The following is a 2378-nucleotide window of genomic DNA, read 5'->3' as shown; positions in this document are numbered from 1 at the left end:
GTAAGCGTCCGGTCTTCTCCACCTTGCTGACGAGGTGATGCGCAAGCCACAGGTGCGGCACTGTGGCAGACACCGGTGCGGCATCATGGCGACGCGAATTATCGAGATGGTCGGGACTGAGCCGCGCCGGCGGTTCAGCGAAGATGACAAGGCACGGATCGTGTCGGAGGCGATGATGCCGGGTGCCAGCGTGCTGGAGGTGGCGCGGCGACACCGGGTGTGCACGTCGCTGGTGTATCGCTGGCGACGCACGCTGCTGCGCGACGGGGTGGCGAGCGAAGCATTGCCGTTGCCGGGGCCGGCATTCATTCCGGTCGAGGTGGCGGGCGCGCCCATGGTGCCGCATTCGGAGCCGCTCGGACCGGGTGTGGTGGAAGTGGTCGGCCCGGCCGGGCAACGCATCCGCCTGGCACCTCCCATCGACGCGCGGGTGCTCAAGACCGTGCTGGCGGGGTTTGCTTGATCGGGCCGCCGGGCGGTGTCCGGGTGTATCTGGCGGCCGGGGTCACGGACATGCGCAAGGGCTTCGACGGGCTGGCCGCGCTGGTACAGCAGCGGCTGCGCCAGGATCCGTTTGGCGGTGCGGTGTACGCCTTCCGGGGCAAGCGTGGCGATCTGGTCAAGCTGCTGTGGTGGGATGGTCAGGGTCTCGTGCTCCATGCCAAGCGTCTGGAGCGGGGCCGGTTCACCTGGCCGGCGACTGCGGACGGTGTCGCGGTGCTGACCCCGGCGCAGTTGTCGATGCTGCTCGAAGGGGTGGACTGGCGGCATCCGATCCGGTCCTCGCAGCCGACCCTGGCCTGGTAGAAAAGTACGGTTTCCTGCGGCTTTCGCGTGTATCGGCACGGGGGTTCTGGTATAAGCGGGCGTGTCGCCCGATGCCGCCTCGCTGCCCGACGATATCGCCCTCCTGAAGGCCATGCTCGTTGCTGCCGGCGCCGAGTTGGAGCAGTTGCGGATGCAGGTCGCGTGGCTGCGGCGGATGGCCTTTGGCCGCTCCTCGGAGAAACTGACGCACCAGGCTGACCAGCTGGAACTCGGGCTGGAAGAGCGTGAGGCGGAAGCCGCCATTGCGGCGATGCCGGCGACCACCCGGACACGGGAGGCCGCCAGGCCGTATCGACAGCCACTGCCCGACCATCTGCCCCGCACGGACGTCGTACATGAGGCACCGTGCGTCTGCCCCGACTGCGGTGGTGCCATGCGGCGCATGGGCGAGGACGTCACCGAGCAGCTCGACTATGTGCCCGCCTCGTTCCGGGTCGTGCGCCACGTCCGGCCGCGGCTGAGCTGCCGGTCATGCGAGCGCATCGTGCAGGCGCCGTTGCCGTCCATGCCCATCGAGCGGGGCCGGCCCGGTGCCGGGCTGCTCGCCCATGTGCTGGTGTCCAAATACGCCGACCATCTGCCGCTCTATCGCCAGTCGGGCATCTACACGCGCCAGGGCGTCGACCTTGCCCGCTCCACGCTCGCCGACTGGGTCGGGCGCTCGGCCGCGCTCCTCGATCCGCTGGTCGACGCACTCGAGCGCCACGTCATGGGCGGCTCTACCCTCCACGCCGACGACACGCCCGTCCCGGTGCTGGCCCCCGGCACCGGTCGCACCAGGACGGGCCGGCTGTGGACCTATGTCCGCGACGAGCGCGGGGCTGGCGGCGAGGCCCCGCCCGCCGTGCTGTTCCGCTACGCGCCCGACCGCAAGGGCGAACGACCCGCCGGGCATTTGCGGGCGTTCCAGGGCGATCTGCACGCCGATGGCTATGCCGGATTCGACCGCCTCTATGGCGAACGCATCCGTGAGGTGGCTTGCTGGGCGCACGTCAGGCGCAAGTTCTTCGACGTCCATGCTGCAACCGGGTCCGCCACGGCCCGCGAAGCGCTGGACCATATCGCCGGGCTCTATGCCGTCGAACGGGATGTGCGTGGTCAGCCCCCGGACGAGCGACGGCACGCGCGCCAGGCCAGGGCCGGACCGCTGCTCGATGCGTTCCGCCAGTGGCTCGACGCGACCGGACCGAAGCTGTCCCGGCGCTCAGACCTCGCGGTCGCCATCCGTTATGCGCTCACCCGCTGGCAGGCGCTGACCCGCTATGCCGACGATGGTCGCATCGAGATCGACAACAATGCCGCCGAACGCTCGTTGCGCGGTATCGCCGTCGGTCGCAAGAACTGGCTGTTCGCCGGCTCCGACCAGGGCGGGCACCGCGCCGCCAGCATCTACAGCCTCGTGGAAACCGCCAGGCTCAACGGCGTCGACCCCGAGGCCTGGCTGGCCGACACCATCAGCCGCATCGCAGACCATCCGGCCCGACGGGTCGCCGAACTGCTGCCGTGGAACTACCGGCCCGTTTGAGGTGACGCCGTCACCGGACGCTTAC

Annotated in this window: 3 protein-coding genes; all 3 read left to right on the top strand. The window is 69.7% G+C overall.

What is annotated here, in order from left to right; all coding sequences use genetic code 11:
- Positions 1-85: 85 nt before the first annotated feature.
- The 3 genes from Q0L57_RS12745 to Q0L57_RS12735 all read left to right on the top strand — a co-directional run bounded on the left by Q0L57_RS12745 (position 86) and on the right by Q0L57_RS12735 (position 2353).
- The gene (locus Q0L57_RS12745) at positions 86-463 is read left to right on the top strand and encodes a transposase (protein WP_296743142.1); all 378 of its coding nucleotides are present in this window, start codon (positions 86-88) and stop codon (positions 461-463) included.
- Complete coding sequence (tnpB, locus tag Q0L57_RS12740) at positions 460-807, top strand: IS66 family insertion sequence element accessory protein TnpB (RefSeq protein ID WP_076711207.1); 348 nt, start codon at positions 460-462, stop codon at positions 805-807. Before Q0L57_RS12745 ends, tnpB begins: the two co-directional genes overlap by 4 nt.
- A 112-nt stretch (positions 808-919) precedes the next feature.
- Entirely contained in the window at positions 920-2353 is a 1434-nt protein-coding gene (locus Q0L57_RS12735; protein ID WP_296743143.1) for an IS66 family transposase, read from the top strand.
- The last annotated feature ends 25 nt before the right edge of the window (positions 2354-2378 follow it).

The sequence above is a fragment of the Mesorhizobium sp. genome (assembly GCF_024509055.1).
Classification (GTDB): Bacteria; Pseudomonadota; Alphaproteobacteria; order Rhizobiales; family Rhizobiaceae; genus Mesorhizobium.
The sequence above is the reverse complement of the archived record's forward strand: the minus strand, read 5'-3'. Positions and strand labels throughout refer to the sequence as shown.

Excerpts from the sequence above, each read along its gene's own strand:
- Q0L57_RS12745 (WP_296743142.1), top strand. The coding sequence starts at position 86 with ATGGCGACGCGAATTATCGAGATGGTCGGGACTGAGCCGCGCCGGCGG.
- Q0L57_RS12735 (WP_296743143.1), top strand. The coding sequence starts at position 920 with ATGCTCGTTGCTGCCGGCGCCGAGTTGGAGCAGTTGCGGATGCAGGTC.